We start from the raw sequence: 578 nt of genomic DNA, 5'->3' as shown, positions 1-578 counted from the left end.
GAGGTCGCCGACGCCGTCACCGTTGCTGTCCTGGAAGGAGCGGACGAGGACCTCGTAGAAGACGGCGCGCTTGAACCACTCGGGGTCCCGGTCCTTGGCAGGGGTGTCCTCGAAGGTGTCGTGGACGGGCTCGTTGACGGTCATGACGCGGGTGACTCTCCGATCTGCGGCGCGGCGGACGACCGTTGGACGTGGAACACGTGTGCGGGCGTCCGGCCGGGCTCCAGCCGCACATAGTTGTTCCTGCCCCAGCGGTAGGTCTCGCCCGCCAGTTCGTCGTGGACTGACAGGGACTCGTGCCATTCCAGGCCGAGTTGCGGCATGTCCAACGAGACCGTGGCCTCCTGGGCTCGGTGCGGGTCGAGGTTGACCACCACCAGAACCGTGTCCGAATGCGTGCGCTTGCTGTACGCGATCAGCGCGTCGTTGTCGGTCGGGTGGAAGTGGATGTTTCTGAGCCGTCGCAGGGCGGGGTGTGTGCGCCGGATCGTGTTGAGCCGGGTGATCAGGGGCGTCAGGCTGCGGCCCTCGCGGTCGGCCGCCTCCCAGTCGCGCGCCTTGATCTGGTACTTCTCCGA

1 protein-coding gene is annotated in these 578 nt (G+C 67.1%); it reads right to left on the bottom strand.

Annotation, left to right across the window (positions count from 1 at the left end):
- Positions 1–140: 140 nt before the first annotated feature.
- Positions 141–578 (bottom strand): DUF3459 domain-containing protein (locus ADK57_RS13245; protein WP_159050058.1); only part of this gene is annotated, 438 nt, incomplete at its 5' end.

Origin of the sequence: Streptomyces sp. MMG1533 (assembly GCF_001279775.1) — a bacterium.
Lineage (GTDB): Bacteria > Actinomycetota > Actinomycetes > Streptomycetales > Streptomycetaceae > Streptomyces.
This window is presented reverse-complemented; position numbering and strand designations above follow the sequence as displayed.